The following is a 22,303-nucleotide window of genomic DNA, read 5'->3' as shown; positions in this document are numbered from 1 at the left end:
CCGAAAAATCAAAAAAATCATGATAACTAAACGTTACCATGATTTGAGAGTTTTCGTATATAGGATTCTGCAAACGGTACTAGATAATCAATCACTGTTTCATCAGGGTTGAGCTTTGCATGATGCAATCCATATGGAGAGTCCACTCCTGCCCAAAACAGCAGGCCAGGGATTTCTTGAAGAAAATAGCCAAAGTCCTCACCCGTCATGGCAGCATCGCATTGTATCGCAACAGTTGATGGATCTTGATCAGCAAATGATAAAAAATCATTGGTCATTTCTTCTGTATTGAATACTTGATAATATCCAGACCCATAATCAATGTCGACTTTACATTCAAATGCAATTTCAGACGCTTTGCACAATGCTTCTATTCGTGACTTTACAGTCGCCATCGTTTCAGCATCCATCGTACGAATTGTACCTTCTAAGCGTGCATGTCCTGAAATAATATTTTGAACGGTTCCTGACGTCATTTTGCCTATTGTTACGACTGCCGAGTCAAGTGGATTAATCGCTCGACTGACAATCGTTTGTAATTGCAATAATAAACTAGCAGCAGCGACAGACATATCTTTTGTGCGATGCGGATATGCCGCATGTCCTTCGACCCCATGGAGATCAATAAATAACTCGGAGGTGTTGGCAAATAATAGACCAGGACGCGTTGCCACCGTACCCACCGGATACTCTGGTGCAATATGAAAAGCCAAGATTACATCAGGAAACAGATCAGCATGTTCCGATTTTAACCATTCTCTCATAGGTAGAGCACCACCTGGACCTTCTTCTGCAGGTTGGAACAGAAAAAGCATTGAATCTTTAATGGGTGATTCAATAATTTTCCGCAATAACCCTAGCGCTACTGTCATGTGAATATCATGACCACATGCATGCATGAATCCTTCATGATTTGACTCGAATGATAATGATGTTTGCTCTTTTATGGGAAGTCCATCAATATCTGTACGCCAACCAATCGTTTTAGATGCATTTAACCCTTGAACATGAACAACGAATCCTGTTTTCCATTTCACAATGGTCAAGCGTTCTTGATTCAGTAAGTAAATCTCTTCTAATAAATAGGCTTGTGTCTTATTTTCTTGAAAACCAATTTCAGGAATTTGATGTAATTCACGTCGGATTTGTTGAAGAGTTTTCATCATTGGCCTTACAGTTGACGAAGTTCTTGCATGATTTCTGTTTTTGATTTTGTCTTGTCATCAATCTCTTTAATAAACTTAGCCGGCGTTCCAGCAACCACTGTATATGGAGCAACATCTTTTGTCACAACGGCTCCAGCTGCTACCACGGAACCTTTACCAATTCTAACTCCTTCTAATACAACTGCGTTTGCACCGATCAGTACATCATCTTCCACAATCACAGGTGTGGCAGATGGTGGCTCAATAACTCCAGCTAATACAGCACCTGCTCCAATATGGCAATTTGTCCCTACTGTTGCTCGACCACCCAAAATCGCACCCATATCGATCATGGTGCCATCTCCAATTGCCGCACCGATATTGATAACTGCACCCATCATAATAATGACGTTATTCCCAATCTCTACTTGATCACGAATAAACGCACCTGGTTCAATTCTTGAGTTAATGCCCTTTAAGTCCACTAATGGAATCGCAGAATTACGACGATCATTTTCAATAACCACGTCAGAAATTTGATCTTTATATGTAGATAAAGCTACTTCGATTTCAGACCATTCACCGAATAAAACTAGCGAATTTCCTTCTCCGAATACTTTCGTATTTTCTCCAAAAGATAATTGTTGCAAGTTTTCACCGTTCACATAAACTTTTACCGGTGTTGATTTCTTTGCATGTTGTATATAGGAAATAATTTCATAAGCATCCATTTGTTTCATTAATAACTTCCTCCTTCAATTAAGCAAAATATGGACTAATTGTACATGAAAACCGATAAAAACACACGGTTTAAATTGAATAATCATGCAACTTATTTGCATGTTTCCTCACAACTTCGACAAATGCCTCTACTTGTTTAAGTTCAAAAGCCGGCTCATATCCGATTAACCAAGTATCACGCGTCAATTCCGACTCTTCTGCTTGATTCGTTAAGGCAATTTTATTTATTTTTTCAAGACCACTTAACGTAATGGAAGGTAAAATAGCATAGCCGATTCCATTTAACGCCATCTGCTTACATGTTTCGATTTGATCAACCGTTATTTGACGCCTTGGACTGGATGAAAAGTGTCGTTGCCACCAGGCTTGTATTTCCTGATAGTAGTTCGAATCACTTTTGAATTGTATGAAAGGTCGATCTGTCGACAAAACATCTTGAACGTCTGTTAATTCTTGATCCACTAAATAAAGGGTATCTCGGAACAAATGAATTTTTGTCCCTTTCCATTCTGTATGCCCACGAACAATCCCGATATGAGCCTCTCCTTCATACAGTGCTTTAACAATTTCTGAACTCCAACCTGTTATGAGTGAGATTTTCGCTTCAGGATATTGCGTAACAAAATCTTTCAACACCATGGGCAACCAATTTTGTCCTACAATTGAAGCACATGCAATTTTTAATGTTCCATGTACTTTTAATGTAAGTGATTGTATCATTTCAAAAATTTCTTCTTTTTTTGCAATAGTATCGATGGCAAATTGAATGACTAGCTCGCCTGCGGGTGTTGCTGTAAGTCCCTTTTGTGAGCGAATAAATAACTGTGCTCCCCATTCTTTTTCAATGGATTGGAGTCGCTGGGATAATGCTGGTTGAGATAAAAAAAGCCGTTCCGCTGCTTTTCTCATATTTCGTTCTTCTGCTAGAATTTTGATGATTTGCGATTCATTTGTAGTCATTCCGATCTCTCCTATATTCAAGGCTATGTCGTACATTTCGTTTACTTTTTTATTATCAACAGTATTTCTTAACATAGCCAATAAGAAAAAAAGAAAGTCTCACAAGGAGACCTTCTTTAATTTTTGATAACTATTCTTTATTTTGATAGATATGTTTTTTCAGTTGTTTTAATACGACTCTTCTCGTTAAAATACCTAAAAATGTATCTTCATCGTCTACTACACAAAGAAACGGATGATTGATCAGTAGGTCGAGTCCTTTTTTAAATTTTTCCTGAATATGAATAGTTGGAACAGTTTCTTGCATCACAAGATCTACCTTTAAATCTGGCAAACGCTCATATTCAATGTGGTTGAGCCCTAAAATTGCATCTGTTATCATCTGAGTGCTTACTAAGCCTTTTAATCGATATTTTGAGTCTAAAACTGGGACGGCTGAATAGCCTGTTTTAGTTAATACTAATAATGTATGCTCTGCATTATTCCCAATTTGCACATGTGCTACTTTTTCTGATGAGATGATGAAATTTTCGATTTGCATTTCCAAAAAATCGCTGCTTGTAACCGAAATCATACACTTCTACTCCTTTATCTGTCCTTTTTGCGAACAGCATACTACTCTTATATCATATCATATTCGAAAAAAAATGGCAGATGTAAACGTTTGCACAAAAAGAAAACTTCTTCATCTAATAAGATGAAGAAGCCACATAATAAGCAATAACAATTGATATAAAAACGAGTGCTGCCACTAAAACCCAAACAATTGGATTCATCGAATAAGGGTGTTCTTTTACAACATTTGCAACTGGCGAATCTGTTGTTTGTTGTCGTCTATTTTCAAATTTCATAATACTCCGTGTGGCATACAGTCCGATCGCAGCAATGATTGTAACCACGATCAGCAATGGCCAAGTCCAAATATCCATACACATCCTACCCTTCCTTCTAAGTAGTCTTAGTATGAGTTAATCATAAAATTCTAAGCTTAAAAAGGGAATTTATTTAACCATTGACCGCCATCAAGTGTTACAATCTCACCATTCATATATGTTGCTTTTTCGGATAGCATAAAGGACGCCAAGTCCGCAATTTCTTCAGGACGGCCAAGTCGACCAAGCGGTACAGATTTAAGCGTTCGAGCTGATGCTTCTTCAGATTCCCACAATTTTTCAGCTCCACCAGTTCTCTCGATCGGTCCCGGTGCAATCCCATTGACACGAATTCCATATTGCGTTCCCCACTCAACTGCCAAAGTTCGAGTTAACGACATAACGCCAGCTTTGGCTGCAGCAGAATGTGCCACTCCTGCTCCCGCATTCCAGGCGTATGTAGCCAACATGTTAAGAATAGAGCCTTTCTGTTCTTTTTCAATCCAATAATTACCTACTGCTTGAGAACAATAGAATGTGCCGTTTAATACAATATCAATCACTGATTTCCATCCATTTGGAGATAATTTTTCCGCATGAACGATGAAGTTACCAGCTGCATTGTTGACTAGACCATCAATCCGGCCAAACATTTCGTCGGTATACGTAACCATCGCTTTGACATGATCAGGTTCCCTTACGTCCATTTGAAATATTCCTATATGACTGAAATCATGAGAAATCGCTTTTTGTGCAGCTTGTAGTCGCTCCATATTGCGTCCGGTAATTACTACATTAGCACCCTCTTCAACAAAACGTTTTGCCATATAAAACCCCATTCCACTCGAACCACCAGTGACAATAATCGTTTTTTCTTTCAATAACATTTTGACACCCCCATGATATTTCTGAATGTTCATTCATATATACATTATGCCATTCACATCTTACAAAAGTATATAGATGAAATTTTGCATCCTACATTTAGATCCTTTTTTTATATTTCCATTTTTTCAAACCTTTTTCCATTTTTTTTTTGCAATTAGCTATACATTTTGGAAACAAATTGGTATGATAGTAGTTGATTGAATGGTCTGAATTTTTCTAACTTCAAGCTTTATTCCCTTAATTCTCTACATATGCGAAAGGTGGACTTTCATGATAAAAAATAGTACAGATGAGCAACTTGCTTCAGCTATTTATTCAGTTAATCGTCATGCTAAAACAGCTACTGATAACAAATATCTTTATGAATTAAAAAGATTAACCATTGAAAAAATGATTGAAACCGGACGTGCCGAGAAATTGGGACTACACTTTGTGAAAAACCCTCGTTTTAGTCAACAGCAATCCTCCGTATTAGTTCAGTGTGCGGATTACTACTTCCATCTATTACCCAAAAAAGAAGATTTTCAAAACCTTCCACATTTAGGACATTTAGATGATGATTATCGTAATCCACAAAGACGAATGAGTTTGAATTTGGCGAAACAATTGCTTGCTGATTTTACCGGGTTACATCAAACAATCATTAAGAAGAAATCCCCACCAATAGCTTCCATCTCTTCGTCCAAAAAACAACAAATAAAAAAACGTCCCTATACTTTTGTAAGCTCTTACCTCGATTAAACATTATAGGAACACAGTTTGATCTTCGAATGATGCAAGGAAAAATTCAAATATCTATCAATTACGAAAAGCCGGAACCACATCGTTGGTTCCGGCTTTTCTTTGTAAATAAGACTAGACTAATTATGCTCTGGCGCTTATTGATGGCCTCCTGAGAGAAGCCAATCAGTAAATTACTGCTAGTCTTTGACGGACGTACACCAGCAGCAGGATGATTTGAAAAAAGAGATGTGCGTTGTGACGGATTCACAAGGCACATCTCTTTTTAATCGATCAACCATATTGTCGCAGCTGTACGTCACTGTTCACATTTAGAAACAAGGATGGACCACTTCATTATTCTTAAATCATGGAGCCGCAACCGGAGTACCTGGATGTGACAGTGATCATTATCAGTTTTCAATCAGTATAGGAGAGGGCATCATTTTACCCATTTTTACTTGTATACGATTAAGTTATTTTTACATATGACGAATCATGTTTTAAGCGTAAATGAATGATTAACCCAACCACAGTCATGACTATAAGTGTTGATAAGGCAATCCGACTTGCTAACGGACCATAGTCTTGTAGCGCATACGTTATGGTTCCATATAATACTGGGCCAATGATTGAGGAAACTTTACCTGAAAAGGCAAATAAACCAAAGAATTGCCCGCGTTTATCGTCTGGTGTTAATTCCACAATCAGTGTTCGCGAAGTCACCCACATCGAACCTAGAGAGACACCGAACATACTTCCCGCTATCCAGAACATCCATTGATCAATTGCAAAAACTGCAATAATTAATGCCGTAATCATTAAAATTGCTACAATGGATACAGCATTTTTAGACCCAATTCTCTTTGTAATATACCCAAAGATGAATGATCCAATAACAGTTGAAATCGTAGAAACAAGATAGAGAATAATGAATTGACCTGAAGAGAAACCTACGATCACCGTTGCGTAAATCGCCATCATTGCAATAGTGGTTGCAATTGCATCATTAATAAAGAAATAGGCAATCAAAAATGTGAAAACTGGCTTATGAGTTTTCATATCCTTAAAGGTTTGCATAATTTCTTTATACCCATCAAAGAATGATCCTTTTACACGTTGACTCTTAGGAATCGGTGTATCTTTATTAATAAAAAATAAAGGCAGCGAGAATAGTAAATAAAGAATCGCGGTCGGTATAAATGCTTTATGATACTCTCCGTCACTAACCATTAGATAGACGAGCAATCCCACAATCGTTCCAATATAGCCAACTGCCACACCAAAACCCGAAATAAGGGGCATTTCTTGTTTTGTACCTAAATCACTCATCATTGAGTCATAAAAGACCAGACTCGAATTAAAGAAGAATTTAGCAATGACAAAGCTAATAACGACCAAGGCATAAGACAATGGTACTCCCCAAACCAATGATTCTGATTGAATACCTCCAAAAACACCCATCATAAATGTAGCAACAATTGAAATGGAAGCAAACCAAACGATGAATCTTTTTTTATAACCCGTTCTGTCGATCCACACACCAAAAAGTGGGGAAAACATGACTAAGAAAAAGCTGGCAACGGCATTTGCATATGACACAAACGTACTAGCCACTTGCTGCCTGGCTACACTGGTTCCAATCACATCATCTGTGTAGAAAGGGAAAAACACCGTATTGATATTTGATGAAAATATGGTATTGGCAAAGTCATAAAAAGCCCATGATAAAATCGGCAATGATAAATAAAGAGCTATTGGACTCCGAGGAGTCGTTTGTTGCTTGTCCACTCTGAACACCCCGCCATCTTATGATTTATCTGCTGTATGCTTTAATCAAACTTTGCGTTCCTTCATTTTCGAAACCTTCGTTTGCTAATTCTTGATAGAGCGAATACGCTTTTTCTAGACCTGGTAAATGTATGTTCATTTTTTCCGCTTCGTCTAAAGCAATGCCCATATCCTTAATGAAATGTTTCATATAAAATCCTGGTGCGTAATCTTCTTTTAACATACGTGGAGCCAGGTTAGTCAATGACCATGATCCCGCAGAACCAGCAGTGATAGATTTCAGTACCGTTTCCGGATCAAGTTTTGCTGATTTGGCATATGTAATGGCTTCACAAGCCGCAATCATCGATGAGGCAATTGCAATTTGATTTGCCATTTTAGTATGCTGACCAGCACCTGCATTTCCTTGATACACAATGTTTTCTCCAAATAATTCGAAGATCGGACGTATCTGTTCAAATACATCTCTGTCTCCACCCACCATAATCGATAGTTTACCTGCTTTTGCTCCAACATCCCCTCCTGAAACGGGTCCATCTAAAGAATTCATTCCGAGTTTTTTAGCTTTTTTATGTAAGTCAACGGCAAGGCTCGGTGTAGAAGTAGTCATATCAATGACAATGAGTCCTGGTCTACCTTGTGCAAATATGCCTTGTTCACCGTTATATACTTCTTCTACGTCAGATGGATAACCAACCATGGTAAATAATACGTCCACTTGAGAAGCAACCTGACCAGGAGTCGGGGCCCACGTTGCACCCATTTCAATTAAATCGTCTGCTTTTTCTTTCGTACGTGAATAAATGACTACTTCATGACCAGCTTTTAGTAAATGCTTAACCAAACTCTTCCCCATGACCCCAGTACCGACAAATCCTACATATGTTTCCTTATTCATCATATAACCTCCATCTTAATCATTCATAATCTAGTGATTATAAGTTTATCAAACTTTCAAGATATAAGCATCGAAAGATTCCGAAAATAGAAATATATTTCCAACAATGAGAGACGTAGTGGGCAACTTGCTGACGGGATGGTCTTTAGAAAAATGCACAAAAAAGTAGGACACTTTCCACAAGGGAATGTGTCCTATAAAAAGGGGGAAATGAGAATGTTGCTGTGTTCTATTTTAATTTCCCCCAAATTCTTCAGCTTTAAACCTCTTCTTTAAAATATTTTTCAGAAAGATTATTTAATTCTTGAATAAACCATTGTCCATCCTGATCATCCATTAACTCTCCGCTGTATCGAACGATATCATAGACCTCATAAAAATGCTCAGTGACAATCCATTCCTGACGTTTAAACCATTCACGAATCGTTTCATTTGGTTTCCTACTAAAACCTATTTGCCCAGCTTCGTTTTCAAAATCACGATAGGCATCACGTACAATATTTGTATCCATCGAATAACTCCACGCCAGAGCTTGCCCTGTTTTTATTGGGGCAGACTCCATTTGACTTCGTTCATAATGTGCGATGTCTTGTACGATTTCCACAGGTTCAATTTTATGTTTTGACAGTCGCCAAACAACTATAGCTATGACAATTATGGACAGAATACTAATTACGGCAATCCAAGGAATATCCATTGTGGCAGTATATACCTCATTCACCACTTTTTCGCTTTCCTTATATTCCATTTCACCTTTTGATTGTGATTCGCGTGGTTCTAAAGGTCTAATTTTAGCGACGAAGATATTTCTTAGCCACTCGATCAATAACCCAAACGGATAAAATAATACTTGAAGGAAATTTCCAAACAGTGACACAAAAACTTCTCTCGCTTTACTTCCTAAACCAGCAAGTAGCCCAAATGTGATGGATGCAATCCCCATAATGGTAATGTATGAAACAAGTAATTTTGAAAAGGGCACTTGATTATCACCTTTTGAGCGAAGCCATTGTACAATCATTCGATCCAATACAAATAGTAAAAGTCCAAGCACCACTAAAATCAAACTATCTTGAATTGCTTCTTTGTTATTTAACACAGTTGCAAGAAAGTATGCAAAAGCAAAGAAAACGACAAGTAAGATAAAAAAAACACCGTCATGTGTTACATCTTCTTGGACTTTTGCAAATCGTTCTTGAATACGCCAAATGGCAAAAGCAGTTATCACGAAAAACAACCAAAAAGGAGCATTAAACAAAAAGACAGTACCACCAATGACACCGGCTACAACAACGGCCACTGCAATTTGATATCCTGTTCTACGAAATAGAATGGTGACTCCAACACCGATTAAAAATAACATGAGTACCCAAAGAAAAGGGATGGGGATAACCGCTTCATTATGTGCGAAAATAAGTAGAAAAGCCACCAACCACACATCTTGCAGAAACTTACCAAATGATTCAAATTGGACTAACTGCTTTGAAGGGAGTGTTTTTTCCATAGCACGTCACCTCCAATACTCGTACTACCAATCACATCTACATGTGCCGATTTCGTCCATTTAGCAACATAGGAAGAAATCTCTTTTGTGTCATGGGTGAAAATGATTACAGACATCGGTAAATTTTCATGCATATCAAGATGTGTCAGCATTCGCGGAAACGGCATCGTTAAATCGTTCTGTGATAAGACCGTTAATAATTCCATTGCTTTTTGGCGTTGTTTTTGTCCATCTCCCGTAGGAAGGAATAAATAAGGTGAACGACCAAATGACCTAACATTGACTGTCAATGCATATGGTATGCCCTCTCGGTAATAAAAGTCTACGTATGAAGCAATCATTTCGATTCGTTCTTCTAAATCAGAAATAATTGAATAATGATTTGCAACATTAAGGATGAGTAGAACAGATTCATTCGCTTTTTGTGTAAAGACTTTTGTTTGCAACTTCTGCATTCTTGCACTAGCTTTCCAGTGAATGTGATGGAATTGATCCGTTGGTTCATAATCTCTTGTACCGATGGGTGAAAAAAGATCTTGGAACAAGGAATGCTTGTATTCATAATCACCAGGTTTTAGTGCCGATGGATGTCTCAAATCCTTTAACGGGTATATAGATGGATATACCATTTGTTCCATACGCAACATTGGTTTATGTACCAATAATATTGAGCCTTCACCAAATAGGTGTGGAATGGTTAGTTCAAGTCCTTTTAATCGGGATAGCCCTCTTTTTTGCCCTAATATTGGCACTCTCACGGTCACGATTTCATTTGTTCCTATTGTTAACGGTACGACGATCTCAATTAACTTCGAGTGACTGACATTTTGGTCGCTAAGAGGGTATACTGCATCTAGAAATTGTAATCTCAGTTGACCATTCCAGATCGGAAGTCCGTTGTTTTCAAAGGTTAATGCCCATTCAGATTTACCACCTTTTAGCATACGGCTTCTATTTTTGTCATTTAGCAAAGTCAACTTTTTACCTACACGCTTAAAATATACAAGTTGTAATAATGCCACGATCCCGAGTAAACCAAATACCCCTGCAGCAACATATTGAATTAATATCATTGACATCAAAAAACAAAGTGCAATAACTGTCAGCACCCAATTCGTATTAACTGCTCCGAAATACTCACGTTGCCAAATCATCTTGCCATTGCCTCTACAGGTGCTTGAACTGATTCCACGATTTCTCGAAGAATGTCTTTCGGTTCATGGATTAACATCCCTTCAGCCGTCAACATGAGACGATGTGAAGCAAGTGGTGTTATCATCAATTTAACATCATCTGGTGTTACATATGAACGCCCTCTAATGTAGGCATGCCCTTGTGCAGCGTGTAGAAGCGCTAGAGATGCACGCGAGCTTAATCCTAACTCCACATGGGCATGTTGTCTTGTTGCATGGATAATTTGCAATATATAGGTTTTTATATCTTCATGGACGGATACTTTTCTCACTTCTCGGCGCCATTGTAATACATCTTCTATATCAATGATGGATGAAGTCTTCACCTCACCTGGAGCTTGACTAAATTCTTGTAGTATTCTGCGTTCTTCTTCAAACGAGGGATATGTAATTTCTAGACGAAACAGAAAACGATCCAATTGTGCTGCTGGCAGTGAAAAAGTTCCTTGTTGAGATTCAACAGGATTTTGAGTCGCAATTACCATAAATGGTTCTGGAAGTGCAATTGTTTCTCCGTCAATTGTTACTTGCTTCTCTTCCATCGATTCGAGAAGACTTGATTGTGTCCGTGGTGTCGCACGATTGATTTCATCTGCAAGTAAAATATTCGTGAATACAGGACCCGGACGCATGATAAATTCCTGAGTTTTCGGATCAAAATAACTAATACCTGTAACATCCGAAGGTAAAACATCAGGCGTAAATTGCAAACGCTTGAATTTCCCTTTTATAGCATGCGCAAACGATTTAGCCATCATTGTTTTACCGGAACCTGGCACACTTTCTAATAAGACATGTCCACCTTGAATGAGGGCGATTAACATAAAATCAATCTCTTTTTCTCTTCCTACAATCGCCTCGTTTAATGTAGCCTTTAACAGATTTAATTTAGACAAAGTACTTCCCCCTTTATATATCTGATAGTATTATAACAAAAAAACTTATATTTTTTGAATATAATGATGAATTGCACAATTTAATTAAATTAGCAAAACTTACAAATGACATTAATTCATGTTTTATGATTAAAAAAATCATAATCACTATCACATCGAGGTTCTTAGGTCGCTTTGGACGCAGAACTAGCGTAGGCGCCTTTCAAGTGGTAGCCAAAGCGAGAAGACTGGCAGTTATCTTCTGCCTGGCTTCTTGCGGGAGGCATCCACAAAGCGCCAAAGCGTTATTCTAGGGAATACTTAGTCCAGTCTATATAGATAAACTTTTTCAGTGCCCTATTTAGGGAATGAAGAGATTTGAACACTGGGTTCTGGCAGTCTCAAATATTAAACTTTTATATATTTTAATAAAAGAGGGTGCGCGCAGTGAATTCGTCACTTCACACACTCTCCATGTTTCTGATGAACCTACAGCCCTTAGTCTTCAGTCACTCACTTGGCCCTTCTTTAAGTCGCCAAATTAAGTTGAACAATAGGATAGAATAACATTCCAAAGAATTTAAAAAACTAAGCCGACTTCGCTTAGTTTCGAATAAGTTTCATTTTAATTTTTTTTCAGGAAAGTCCTTAAATTGATATAAATTTAACAGTCGGTCTAATTCTTTACTTAGACGGATTGTATTGACGTCACGAAAACCATTTTCAAGCGCGGACTGAATCATTTTTTCTCTAGTGTTTTCGAGTTGCTTTAGAATTGATTCTGGCACGCTAAGCCTCCTTTACCAAACCATATTACCATTATTATACACATTCCCCTACTTTCTTACACCCGCTAATTTCGGTAAAAATACGTTTTTCTATTAGCTTCGTGCTTCTTTTTCATATGTATAAATCAAAATGCCGCCTTGCTTAGCTACACCTCTAAAATGTTTAAAGTCTTCCATTTGAACTAATACTTCTCGGAAGGACAGAAAATCCTCTTTCTCGATCGTCAAGGAAGTTCGTGTCCCTACTCTCAATTCATTTAATTGTTGATCATAATTACTCATGTATATGTCCCCTTTACTATTGTATTCACAAAATGATTTCACAATGTATTCAGAAAATACTTTACGTCAGAAAAAATTTCATGCAAACTATTGAATATGACGGCATGAAGGAGCTGAATGTCAGTGAAAATTGCAACGGTTGGTTCACTTATTGAATTTAATAATGGTTTACAAGGTATTGTAGAAAAAGTGAATGAAAACTCGGTAATTGTAAATATTTCTATTATGGAAAATTTCGAAGAACTCGGTCTTGAAGAAAAAACAGTCGTCAATCATAAACGGTACCAAATAGTATACCTGAAAGAAGATGAGTCTTCACCGTTGCCAGATACAGAAATAGGATGATTTTATGAACATTTTTTAAAAAAGGAGTTAAAAAGCAGTTAAATTGCATCGTTTTAGGAAATCAGGTTATACTATTACCTTTGTGTCAACTCCATCGTAACCTACTTTGGGTTGGGGTTGGCAAGTTCTGTTTGAATATCCTGTTAAGGTAAGATTTATGGGAGGAATCAACGATGAAAATTTTAGCTCCTCATTTTAGATGGATCATTTTAATTGTGGCAGTTTATGCTTTACTCTATTTTACGTTTTCAAATGAAAAAATCTTTTGGTATATGTATACGTTTACCATGCTATTATTCATGGCACTTTCTTTTATTATCGTAAAAATGGAAGACGATATTCAAACGTGGGAGTATTTAATTTTTGGTATTGGGTATGGTACACTCACATATGGACTGATTGCAGCTGGATATCATTTCTTTTCTATATTCACTGATGTAGCGGTTTCAGTTGATCGATTTTTGAGTGACTTTGGACCAACTTCAGTATGGCACTATATTCTACTTATTTTGATTATTGCACCTGGGGAAGAGTTATTTTGGCGTGGTTTTGTCCAACAAAAATTAAAAACATATATGAGTCCATTTTTTGCTGTTCTCATCTCTTCCATCCTTTTTGGTTTCTCCATGGCCTTTAGTGGCTTTTGGTTGGGGGTCCTTGCAGCATTTATTTCAGGTATGTTTTGGGGCGTTTTGTATGAATGGAAAAAAAGCATGCCACTCATTATTATTGCTCATATCACCATGATAATCCTGCTGTTTTTAGTCTTGCCACTTAATTCTTGAAACTATTCATACTAACATCACGTCTACTACACTAAGGAGGAATACTTACATGAAAAAAACTTGGCAATTATTTGGAACAATACTACTCGCAATTTCCTTACTCGCTGCATGTAATACAAAAGACGAATCAAACGGGGCAGAAAGCGAAACAAACACAAATATTAAAACAGATGAAACAACGGATACACCAGAAACAGAGGAAGCACAAGAAGAAGTAGCTGAGGAAGTCGAAGATGAAACAGAAGAACAAGCTGTTTCTTCAGAAAGAGGACCTCAAAAAACACTAAACTATTCAGTAAACGATGAAACAAAAGAAGAGTCTTCTACATTAATAAATAGTGATGAACAGAATTACTCTATTTATAAACTAGATGGCTATAGTTTGACAGGTGAGGAACCGAATAAAGACGCCTTAACTTATGATGAGAATTCTGCTGTTTTTATGCGTGTTGAAACCATTTCTAAAGATGATGCAGATTATGAAATCATCGCTAATAATATGATAGAAAGTATTGCTGCAGTTACGATTGGTCAAGAACCAGTAAAGATTGTTAACAAAGAACAGTTACCTCAAGGTGAAGGCATCTCTAAACAAATTGGGTATGAAGCTAAATTTGAATTGGGTACTGTATCAGGAATTGTATTTGAACAAGGGAATCTAATTGTCCGTCTAACAATTTTCGATCAAAATAGTGTTAACTTAACAGATGCTTTCTTAAAAATGGGCGAAACAATCGGTGCTAAGTAGAACATGATTAGCAAGACTTATAGATGACAAAAAATCCGACTCACATATGTGAGCCGGATTTTTTTAATACGATAAATCTTTAATTGATAAACCTAGCTTTTTCAATAAGTGAATCGCTTGGTCTTTTTCATCTGAATCAAGAGCTTTCATGATGTCTACCAGCTGATTCTCGTGTTCTGGAAACAGCTCAGACATGAACTCCTCACCCTCAGCTGTAATCTCAGCAAATGTCACTCGACGATCAGTTGGGCAATTGACACGATGTATAAAGCCTCTTTTTTCCAGCTTATCAATAACATAAGTAATCGAACCACTTGCTAGCAAAATTTTATTCCCGATTTTTTGCAATGGTTGGCTACCTTTGTGAAACAATAACTCTAATACAGCAAATTCAGTTGGATTTAACCCCTTTGCTTGAAAAAATTGGGTAGTACATTCATGAATCGCTTTATTCGCTCGAGACAGCACAATAAATAACTTCAAAGATTGTGTTAGTTCTTCAGATTTCATTTATATCACCTTTATTTCATATATCTTCATTTACGTAAGTATAATGCGAATCGAAGAACTTTGTCAAAACTCATCGAAAGTTACAAAATATTTTGTGCGTATTTCAACTCTAACTGAAGTAAATATTCCTTAATTGGTAAGAGTGAACCTGCGTAACCGGTCAATGATTTATCTTTACCAATTACGCGATGACAAGGAATCACAATCGGTAATGGGTTCCTCCGATTTGCTTGTCCTACGGCACGGCACGCTTTTGGGTTATTTATTCGATTGGCTAGCTCCTGATAACTAATGGTTTTTCCGTATGAAATGTCAGGTAACTGACCCCAAACACTTTGCTGAAATGCCGTGCCTTCTGCATTTAGTGGCAACTCAAATGAAATCCGCTGCCCTTCAAAATATTCATTTAATTGATTTACCGTATTTTCAAATAGTTGTAGATTTTCGGCTTCTTCATATTCGATTAGTTCAGAAAAACCTTTAGGTTCTTCAAATTGAATAGAAGTCAATTTCCCACTTTCAATTTGAAGAAATAACTTTCCAATTGGACTTTCCATTGCTTTGATCATATTCGGTAGACTCCTTCAATGCATTTTCTTGATAGAATGGAAAAATAAGATGGAAAATAGCTCCTTCACACATCACACTTTCAACCTCAATACGTCCACTGTGATCTTCTACAGTTTGAACCGCATGTGCAAGACCTAAGCCGGTACCATGGTTTTTGGATGTGTAAAAAGGTAAAAAGATTTTATCCATTTGATCCTGAGTCAAGCCACTCCCCTGATCTTTCACTGATACACGTAATTGATTGTCTTTATCTAGCTTTTGTAAAATAGTGATTACCCCACCGTTAGGCATCACTTCTATTGCATTTTTCAGGATGTTCATCATCACTTTTTTCAATTCGTATGCATCACCCAAGATTAGATCTGATTCCATGTCAAATGACACAAAATCAAGTTCAATATTTTGGATAATAGCCTGAGGATACATAATTTCAACCACTTGATTAATAATGGAGGAAATCGAGAGAATTTGCAAAGAACGTTTCATTGGTTTGGCTAATTCTAAAAATTCATTGAGGATTGATTCCATTCGACTAAGTTCACCATTAATAATACCTAGATAGCGATTTCCTTCTGTAGATACTTGATTAGCGAGAAGTTGGGTAAAACCTTTGAGAGATGTAAGAGGATTTCGAATTTCATGTGCGATACTTGCCGCTAATTGCCCCATCATAGATAGTGACTGGGTATGTTTCATTTGTTTTTCTAATTGAATTTGTTCCGAAACATCTCTTATGACAATCATATGCAAATCGACATTTTTATTAAAGGTAGATTCGAATTTAATTTGTTTAATTTCACCTTTTGTTTGAATCTGTGTGATCACTTCTGTGGGCAGTTTTGCTAAATCATCATACACATCATAAATCATGGTTACGTTTTCCCCAATCAACTCTTGAGGAGAGACACCTAAGAGATTCTTGATCTGTTGATTCGCATCTACAATTGTTCCATCAACGGTCGAAAGAATGATGCCAAAAGGTGCAAATTCAAAAATAGATTCATATCGACTGTCGAAATTACTACTTGTCATCAGCTCATAATCTTGTACTCCATCTCCCAACAAGTCTATCACCCAACCTTTCTCATTATATATTTCACTATATGTTGGTACTACAACTCGTATGCTGAAATTGTCGAAAGTCCACCCCATGTACTTCAGTGTATTCTCTACAATAGACTTTGTTGTTTGAAAGTCCATTCCCTGTTAAAATAGATTGATGCAAAAAAGGAGAATGAATTATGAACATCGTATTAGCAACGTTAAATGCTAAATATATTCACACCAATCTTGCGCTTAGATGTTTAAAGGCCAGCGCACAACCTGATTTCAATGCCATCATTTCGGAATATACAATAAAAGATCCCGCTTTCAATATTGTTTCTGATATTTATTTAAAAAAACCGAAAGTTGTCGGTTTTAGTTGCTACATATGGAACATCGAAGAAACGATTAAAGTAATACGCTTACTTAAAAAAGTAAGTCCTGAGACGATTATTGTACTTGGCGGACCTGAAGTATCATATGACTCCAACTATTGGTTAAGACGTATAGAAGAAATTGATTTTATTGTAATGGGTGAAGGTGAAATTTCATTTAAACAGTTACTTCATCATGTGGATGGGCATCTCCCTCTACAAGAAGTGCCAGGAATCTGCTATTTAGTAGATGGTAAGTTTAAGATGAATCCCCAAGGACCGAAAATTGATTTGCGCGAGATACCATCTCCCTACCGCTTTCAGGAAGATATCCCTCATCTATCAAAACGTATTACCTATATCGAAACGAGCCGTGGGTGTCCTTTCTCCTGCCAGTTTTGTTTATCATCAATTGAAGTGGGTGTGCGATATTTCAATCGTGAAAAAGTAAAAGATGACATTCGATACTTAATGGATAACGGTGCAAAGATTATTAAATTCGTGGATCGAACTTTCAATATCAGCCGCAGCTATGCAATGGAGATGTTCCAATTTTTAATTGATGAGCATCGTCCGGGTGTCGTTTTTCAATTTGAAATTACGGCAGATATTATGCGTCCAGAAGTCATTCAGTTTTTAAATGAAAATGCCCCTGCCGGACTATTCCGTTTTGAAATCGGCGTCCAATCTACTAATGAGTTAACAAATGAACTTGTGAAAAGAAAACAAAACTTTGCTAAGTTAACTCGAACTGTGACGATGGTAAAAGAGGGTGGGAAAATTGCCCAGCATTTGGACTTAATTGCGGGATTGCCAGAAGAAGATTATGCATCTTTTAAACAAACGTTTAATGATGTCTTTGCAATGGGTCCTGAAGAGTTGCAATTAGGTTTCCTTAAACTATTACGTGGCACTGGGCTTCGTGTACAAGCAGAGGAATATGGCTATGTATATGTTGACCAGGCACCGTACGAAATCTTCGCAAACAACGTGTTGACTTTTGATGATATGTTACGTATCAAACAAGCCGAAGATGTTCTTGAGAAGTACTGGAATGATCATAGACTTGATCGAACAGTTGGATATCTAGTTAGTGAAACGTTTGAAACTCCTTTTGATTTCTTCCAAGATTTCGGTACGTATTGGGAAGAACAAGGGTGGTCTCGAATCGGTCACCAACTTGAGGACTTGTTTAAACGTCTGGAAGAGTTTTTATTACAAGATGGTCGTGCAAACATGGCGGTAGTTCAAAGCTTGATGAAACTAGATTATTTAGCACATCATCAATACCAACCGCGAAAACCTTGGTGGGAAAAAGAAATGGATAAGGAGTCGCAGTCCATCATTTACCGAAAAATCATTGAGAATCCTGCAATTGCCGGAAATTCATTTGCCGAGCTCGATTTACATGAACGTGAAGTATATAAACAAACATTACTCGTTCCATTTACATTGGACCTACAGAAACTATCCCAAAATGAAATAGTTTCAAGCGACGGCTATTTACTGACTTTCTTCAAAAATGGTCAGTCACCACAATTTTCATTTATTCCAAAAGAATTGGTCTAAGTCATTATAGAAAATAAAAATTCCTCAATTCATTATTTGAAGAAGCAAAAAGAGCAGGTTCCTGAGTGTGAAAATCAGGATACCGGCTCTTTTTTTTACCCAATAATTACTCGCTCTTTCGGGAAGTGGTATTTCGTCTTGATTCTACGTCCCCCGATCGTAAATAGGAATGAAATTAACCCTACCCTACCGATAAACATTAAAACCATAATGAGAATTTTACCGAAATTAGATAAATCCTCCGTTATACCTAACGACATGCCGCATGTACCGAATGCAGAAGTTATTTCAAAAACGATGGCCGTAATGGACAGAGTCGGTTCAGAAATTGATAATGCAATGGTTGCGAATAACACCATAAAAATCGCTAAAATAATTACTGCATATGACCGAAACACGTCGATCAATTGAATCTCTCGATTGAAAATTTGAATTTCATCTTTACCACGAGCAAAGTTAATTAAGAACAGAATTGCGATGGCAAACGTCGTCGTTCGAATTCCCCCACCCACAGAACTTGGAGAGGCTCCAATGAACATCAGTGCACTCATAAAAATGTTCGTTCCTTGGCTGAACTCCGTAATATCTACCGTTACTAATCCTCCTGAACGAGAAGATACCGAATGGAACATGGCTGTAAAAAGGGCTTCATGCCATGACATATCTTTTAATGAATTAAACATTTCCAACGCAAGAATGACCACTGTACCAACGATTAGTAATATCCCAAAAGTGACTGTCGTAATTTTTGTAAACAGTGAAAATCGGAAGTCTTTTTTCTTGTTTGAAAGAAACGCTTTAATCTCAATTAAAACAGGAAATCCAATTGCCCCTAAGATAATTAGAATCATGGTTATTATTTGCACAAAATAATCATTGTGAAACTGAGTCATAGAGTTTTCAGTTATTGAGAATCCACCATTTGTTGTTGCTGAAACCGAGGCAAACAAGCCATGTATAAATGCTTCTGAGAATGTATCATAAAACTGAGTGAAGTACAAAGTTAAAATGATTGCGCCGATTAGTTCTATTAATAATAAAATCTTAATTATTTCTATAATTAGGTTAACGACCCCAGACAATGAATGTTGGTTATGGTCAATCATGATCAATTGACGCTCACGTAAGCCGATCTTTTTACCAACTATTAACCAAATAAAAGTACCTAACGACATGATGCCAATACCACCGAGTTGCAGGATTACCATTAACATGACAATCCCGAATGTGGTGTACGTTTCTGAAATGTCAATAACGGATAAACCCGTAACACTCACAGCACTGACTGTGGTAAACACACTATCAATAAATGCAACATGGACTCCCTTTTGATATACTCCTGGTAAATTTAATAACACTACTGAAAAAGCAATTGCTAAGAAATAGTAAGATACAATAGCCTGTGCAGGCGTTAAGTTTCGTACATTTCGGATCAATGGGTTCATAAAAGGTCAAGTCCTTTCAAATGACACTGTAAGTCATCTTCCTATTTTAAGAAACTTTCTGAAAAAAAGAAAGAGGGAGTCTCTTTTGCATTAGAAAAAACTTTTCACGAGAAGAATATATAATTCTTGCAAACAGTAAAAAAGTGCTACTCGTTTGAGAAGCACGTTAATCACCTTTATTTTTGTTATTGTTCTCTCTGCCTTTATTATTGCCTTTTTGTTTATCTTTATCTTTATCTTTATCTTCTTTATCTTTATCTTTATCTTCTTTATCTTTATCTTTATCTTTATCTTTGTCTTTGTCTTTGTCTTTGTCTTTGTCTTTGTCTTTGTCTTTGTCTTTGTCTTTGTCTTTGACTCTGTCTTTGTCCTTGTCTCTGTTTTCGTCTCTGTCTTTATCTTTATCTTTATCTTTATCTTTATCTTTATCTTTATCTTTGTACTTGTCCTTGTCCTTGTCCTTGTCCTTGTCCTTGTCCTTGTCTTTGCCATTGTTTTCGTTTGATTTATAGTTGTCGTCAGAATTCCATTCGTCTATAGGGTGATGGTCTTTATCTTTCACCTGTTTTTCTCTATTGTTTCCTTGTGATTTCTCGTCTTTTTGAGAATTCCCTTGATATATTTGTTCATTTAAGTCTTTGTTTTTAACAGGTGGTATAGCATTCTTTAAGTTAACATCATGTTGTTTATTTAAATCTTTATTTTTATCAGGCTTAGAATTCTTGGGTGATGCATCTTGTTGGTTTGATTTCTTCTGTTTTTGCTCTTTTTCCAGTTTCTTCTCTGCTTTTTGCATTTCGATTTCAGCATGGTATTTTTGGACAGAGATCCCTTCTGTGTTTGCTGCTTCACGATCTTCTATAGATGCTTCAATTACTTGCACTGCTTGTTTTTCCGCAGTGATTTTTGGAGTAGCAGTAGCAATTGCAGAATCAATTACTTTTTCTAATGAGACATGATCTTCGTCTTTTTGATAAATCGTAATAATTTCAATTGTTTCTGTTTCAGTAGTGATTGATTCCGTTCGATTTACAATTTTTTGTAATACCCATGATAATGATTTACCTTTCCAAAAGGAAATATCTCGTTTCAGGGCTTTGCCATCTTCATTCAGCCCTCTAAATAGTTGCACGTCGCCTTCATTATCAATACCAAGTTCAATACTCGGATTGATATCGATTTGTACAAATGCAGAAACAGTTGATTGGGAGGGCAATAAAACCGAGAAAAATAAAACCATGATTGCCGCCATGGCAATGATTGGTGCAGACCAGGCAGCATTATATGGAAGCCGTCGTTTTTTCATAACAAAAAAAGGGCGGTAAAAGGCTTCTTCCCCTACTTCAATAGTAGTTGTCAGAGGTATCCCTCTTTGAAAAAGACCGTCTGGCGTCAAGAATATGCTATGTGAAGTTTTTTTCTCAACCACGATTCCTTTATGCGCGTTCATCATGACATTCGCCCTTTTAAATAATCTTTTATATAATGCAAGTCGCTTTTCAGTAAAATGACAATGGCTACAATATATTTCCGTTGACGTTCAATTGTCTTTCGTGATACTTCTACCAACTCTACTAACTCTTTCATCGGTAATTTTTTTTCGTTTGTAAAATGTCATAGAACTCCTCGGTTTCTGCTATGATTTGAGCAATTTGTATGGCTGTTTGACGGGAGTCTTCATGAGAAGGAGATACTTTAACAAGTTCTTCGAAATTTAAGCCATATGGTTTTAATAATGCTTCATATGCGGTTATTTGGTGTTTTCTTTCTTCAGCTTGCTGCTTCGCTGTAAACTGTTCAAATGAATGAGAAGATTCTAAGATGGAAAAAGCATCTTGTTGATCCCCATTTTCCGGCATCATTTGACCAAGACTTATTTCTTTTCTTTTAGATTCTTTACGCATATAGTCAATCAGTTTACGCCGAATCAGCAGATGAGCGAAAGTTAAAAATGAAGCATTTTTATCTTTTTCAAAATGTTCAATGGCTTCGTTAAATGCAAACATTGCAATACTGAATTCATCATCTTGTTCCGTAATATATCGTTTACAAACAAAAGAGGCTGTCTTTTTCATAAAAGGAGCATAAGAAGAAAGAAGATCATGTAGTACTTCTTTCTCCCCTTCTTTCGCTTGAAGAACTAGAATCTCCAATTCTGTCGTTATTCTTTTTTTGGTAAATAATCCTTGAATTGTAGCTAGTAACACAAGCTCACCCCAATTTCACACAATAGTTAAGTCCTATTGATTGTAAGGG

At 36.8% G+C, this 22,303-nt stretch carries 25 protein-coding genes; 5 read left to right on the top strand and 20 right to left on the bottom strand.

What is annotated here, in order from left to right; all coding sequences use genetic code 11:
• Positions 1-26: 26 nt before the first annotated feature.
• From GY23_RS01230 to fadH, 6 genes are all read right to left on the bottom strand, one after another.
• Positions 27-1,163 (bottom strand): N-acetyldiaminopimelate deacetylase, encoded by a 1,137-nt coding sequence (locus GY23_RS01230; protein ID WP_075617385.1) that lies wholly within the window; start codon positions 1,161-1,163, stop codon positions 27-29.
• Between the two features lie 8 nt (positions 1,164-1,171).
• A complete protein-coding gene (dapD, locus tag GY23_RS01225; protein WP_075617384.1) occupies positions 1,172-1,885 on the bottom strand; it encodes a 2,3,4,5-tetrahydropyridine-2,6-dicarboxylate N-acetyltransferase in 714 nt (237 codons plus the stop codon).
• Between the two features lie 70 nt (positions 1,886-1,955).
• Positions 1,956-2,846: a transcriptional regulator CcpC gene (locus GY23_RS01220; protein WP_075617383.1), complete on the bottom strand. Its 891-nt coding sequence runs from the start codon at positions 2,844-2,846 to the stop codon at positions 1,956-1,958.
• 130 nt (positions 2,847-2,976) lie between these two features.
• Positions 2,977-3,420 carry a cyclic-di-AMP-binding protein CbpB gene (gene cbpB, locus GY23_RS01215; RefSeq protein WP_075617382.1) on the bottom strand — a complete coding sequence of 148 codons (444 nt, stop codon included), beginning with the start codon at positions 3,418-3,420 and terminating at the stop codon, positions 2,977-2,979.
• A 115-nt stretch (positions 3,421-3,535) separates the two neighbouring features.
• Positions 3,536-3,775 (bottom strand): hypothetical protein, encoded by a 240-nt coding sequence (locus GY23_RS01210; protein WP_075618202.1) that lies wholly within the window; start codon positions 3,773-3,775, stop codon positions 3,536-3,538.
• A 59-nt stretch (positions 3,776-3,834) separates the two neighbouring features.
• Positions 3,835-4,605, bottom strand: a complete 771-nt coding sequence (gene fadH / locus GY23_RS01205) for a 2,4-dienoyl-CoA reductase (protein WP_075617381.1) — start codon at positions 4,603-4,605, stop codon at positions 3,835-3,837.
• Between the two features lie 271 nt (positions 4,606-4,876).
• Between fadH and GY23_RS01200 the strand changes: the two genes are divergently transcribed.
• Complete coding sequence (locus GY23_RS01200) at positions 4,877-5,347, top strand: YkyB family protein (protein ID WP_075617380.1); 471 nt, start codon at positions 4,877-4,879, stop codon at positions 5,345-5,347.
• Positions 5,348-5,797: 450 nt separating this feature from the next.
• Here the strand turns inward: GY23_RS01200 and GY23_RS01195 are convergent, their stop codons facing one another.
• The 7 genes from GY23_RS01195 to GY23_RS01165 form a co-directional block, all read right to left on the bottom strand.
• Positions 5,798-7,117, bottom strand: a complete 1,320-nt coding sequence (locus tag GY23_RS01195) for an MFS transporter (protein ID WP_084543932.1) — start codon at positions 7,115-7,117, stop codon at positions 5,798-5,800.
• 25 nt (positions 7,118-7,142) lie between these two features.
• Entirely contained in the window at positions 7,143-8,015 is an 873-nt protein-coding gene (locus GY23_RS01190; protein ID WP_211270632.1) for an NAD(P)-dependent oxidoreductase, read from the bottom strand.
• Between the two features lie 259 nt (positions 8,016-8,274).
• On the bottom strand, positions 8,275-9,519 hold the full coding sequence (locus GY23_RS01185; RefSeq protein ID WP_075617377.1) for a hypothetical protein: 1,245 nt from the start codon (positions 9,517-9,519) through the stop codon (positions 8,275-8,277).
• A complete protein-coding gene (locus GY23_RS01180; RefSeq protein ID WP_075617376.1) occupies positions 9,489-10,673 on the bottom strand; it encodes a DUF58 domain-containing protein in 1,185 nt (394 codons plus the stop codon). The genes GY23_RS01185 and GY23_RS01180 overlap by 31 nt, the downstream gene beginning before the upstream one ends.
• On the bottom strand, positions 10,670-11,608 hold the full coding sequence (locus tag GY23_RS01175) for an AAA family ATPase (RefSeq protein WP_075617375.1): 939 nt from the start codon (positions 11,606-11,608) through the stop codon (positions 10,670-10,672). Before GY23_RS01175 ends, GY23_RS01180 begins: the two co-directional genes overlap by 4 nt.
• A 599-nt stretch (positions 11,609-12,207) precedes the next feature.
• Positions 12,208-12,375, bottom strand: a complete 168-nt coding sequence (locus tag GY23_RS01170; protein WP_075617374.1) for an aspartyl-phosphate phosphatase Spo0E family protein — start codon at positions 12,373-12,375, stop codon at positions 12,208-12,210.
• A gap of 93 nt (positions 12,376-12,468) precedes the next feature.
• Entirely contained in the window at positions 12,469-12,657 is a 189-nt protein-coding gene (locus GY23_RS01165) for a hypothetical protein (protein ID WP_075617373.1), read from the bottom strand.
• 123 nt (positions 12,658-12,780) lie between these two features.
• Here GY23_RS01165 and GY23_RS01160 point away from each other — a divergent pair, with 123 nt between their 5' ends.
• From GY23_RS01160 to GY23_RS01150, 3 genes are all read left to right on the top strand, one after another.
• Positions 12,781-13,002 (top strand): YkvS family protein, encoded by a 222-nt coding sequence (locus GY23_RS01160; protein WP_075617372.1) that lies wholly within the window; start codon positions 12,781-12,783, stop codon positions 13,000-13,002.
• Positions 13,003-13,175: 173 nt separating this feature from the next.
• Positions 13,176-13,787: a CPBP family intramembrane glutamic endopeptidase gene (locus GY23_RS01155; RefSeq protein ID WP_075617371.1), complete on the top strand. Its 612-nt coding sequence runs from the start codon at positions 13,176-13,178 to the stop codon at positions 13,785-13,787.
• A gap of 49 nt (positions 13,788-13,836) precedes the next feature.
• Positions 13,837-14,535 carry a hypothetical protein gene (locus tag GY23_RS01150; RefSeq protein WP_075617370.1) on the top strand — a complete coding sequence of 233 codons (699 nt, stop codon included), beginning with the start codon at positions 13,837-13,839 and terminating at the stop codon, positions 14,533-14,535.
• A 63-nt stretch (positions 14,536-14,598) separates the two neighbouring features.
• On the opposite strand, the gene GY23_RS01145 is transcribed toward GY23_RS01150, so the two are convergent.
• The 3 genes from GY23_RS01145 to GY23_RS01135 all read right to left on the bottom strand — a co-directional run bounded on the left by GY23_RS01145 (position 14,599) and on the right by GY23_RS01135 (position 16,815).
• Positions 14,599-15,045 (bottom strand): MarR family winged helix-turn-helix transcriptional regulator, encoded by a 447-nt coding sequence (locus tag GY23_RS01145; protein WP_075617369.1) that lies wholly within the window; start codon positions 15,043-15,045, stop codon positions 14,599-14,601.
• Positions 15,046-15,125: 80 nt separating this feature from the next.
• On the bottom strand, positions 15,126-15,614 hold the full coding sequence (locus GY23_RS01140; RefSeq protein ID WP_075617368.1) for a methylated-DNA--[protein]-cysteine S-methyltransferase: 489 nt from the start codon (positions 15,612-15,614) through the stop codon (positions 15,126-15,128).
• The gene (locus GY23_RS01135; RefSeq protein WP_084543930.1) at positions 15,565-16,815 is read right to left on the bottom strand and encodes an ATP-binding protein; all 1,251 of its coding nucleotides are present in this window, start codon (positions 16,813-16,815) and stop codon (positions 15,565-15,567) included. The genes GY23_RS01140 and GY23_RS01135 overlap by 50 nt, the downstream gene beginning before the upstream one ends.
• 41 nt (positions 16,816-16,856) lie before the next feature.
• Between GY23_RS01135 and GY23_RS01130 the strand changes: the two genes are divergently transcribed.
• A complete protein-coding gene (locus tag GY23_RS01130) occupies positions 16,857-18,602 on the top strand; it encodes a B12-binding domain-containing radical SAM protein (protein ID WP_075617366.1) in 1,746 nt (581 codons plus the stop codon).
• Between the two features lie 95 nt (positions 18,603-18,697).
• On the opposite strand, the gene GY23_RS01125 is transcribed toward GY23_RS01130, so the two are convergent.
• From GY23_RS01125 to GY23_RS01115, 4 genes are all read right to left on the bottom strand, one after another.
• Positions 18,698-20,047, bottom strand: a complete 1,350-nt coding sequence (locus tag GY23_RS01125; protein WP_075617365.1) for a TrkH family potassium uptake protein — start codon at positions 20,045-20,047, stop codon at positions 18,698-18,700.
• Positions 20,048-20,213: 166 nt separating this feature from the next.
• Positions 20,214-21,476, bottom strand: coding sequence for an anti-sigma-I factor RsgI family protein (locus tag GY23_RS18140; protein ID WP_161487553.1), 1,263 nt, complete (start codon positions 21,474-21,476; stop codon positions 20,214-20,216).
• A 20-nt stretch (positions 21,477-21,496) separates the two neighbouring features.
• A complete protein-coding gene (locus tag GY23_RS18635) occupies positions 21,497-21,634 on the bottom strand; it encodes a hypothetical protein (protein WP_245827537.1) in 138 nt (45 codons plus the stop codon).
• Positions 21,631-22,254, bottom strand: a complete 624-nt coding sequence (locus tag GY23_RS01115; protein ID WP_245827536.1) for a sigma factor — start codon at positions 22,252-22,254, stop codon at positions 21,631-21,633. The genes GY23_RS18635 and GY23_RS01115 overlap by 4 nt, the downstream gene beginning before the upstream one ends.
• Between the last annotated feature and the right edge of the window lie 49 nt (positions 22,255-22,303).

This window comes from Paenisporosarcina indica (genome assembly GCF_001939075.1).
Taxonomy (GTDB): domain Bacteria; phylum Bacillota; class Bacilli; order Bacillales_A; family Planococcaceae; genus Paenisporosarcina; species Paenisporosarcina indica.
This window is presented reverse-complemented; position numbering and strand designations above follow the sequence as displayed.